1 protein-coding gene is annotated in these 671 nt (G+C 43.9%); it reads left to right on the top strand.

Translation table 11 applies throughout. The features are described 5' to 3' along the window. Positions 1-177: 177 nt before the first annotated feature. Entirely contained in the window at positions 178-441 is a 264-nt protein-coding gene (locus CIK04_RS34200; protein ID WP_325205871.1) for a hypothetical protein, read from the top strand. The last annotated feature ends 230 nt before the right edge of the window (positions 442-671 follow it).

Here is a 671-nt window from a genome sequence, read left to right as displayed (position 1 = left end):
GTAYYCCTGCAATAACAAAAAGGATAAAAAAGCCGGAGCAACGGGTTTTCGGACAAGCACGACTAACAATGCGCAATGTTGCTCCGGCAATGTCCACAGATTAATTAGGTATTACGCAACAATAAAATCGATTGTATATATTGTTGGTATAGGTAAATCCGATGTAGGGAGATCATCGTGAAAAATAAATTCCTATTGATTATCTCAGTGTGGCTGTCGTTTGGCGCGATGGCGAATGAAAAGCGTGTGTTAGAAATCGTCACACTAGAGTACCCGCCATACATAGAAACACGAGACGATGTGGTTTCGGGCGTTGCTGTGACTTTGGTAGAACATGCCTTTGCTAAACTGCAACAGCCGATAAAAATCACCGTGCTGCCTTGGGCAAGAGCATTGAACTATGTTGAATCGGGCCAAGCAGATGCCATTTTACTATTTTAAACCGAGCAGAGGGAACGTTTTGCTGATTTCAGTGAACAAGTCCTGTTCAGGCAAAATATCAGTTTAGTTCAGATGGACAACGGGCCCGTTGATGCTAGCCAGATTGAGCAAAGAGCCTTCAAACAACGGACATTGTGTGTGGTGAACAAAGTCAGCTATGGGGCGATCATGGATGACGCGATCAATACCAATCAGTTTAAATCGGTGATACGGCAAAATTCCGCTGAGCA

Source organism: Vibrio sp. 03_296, from assembly GCF_002265885.1.
The sequence above is the reverse complement of the archived record's forward strand: the minus strand, read 5'-3'. Positions and strand labels throughout refer to the sequence as shown.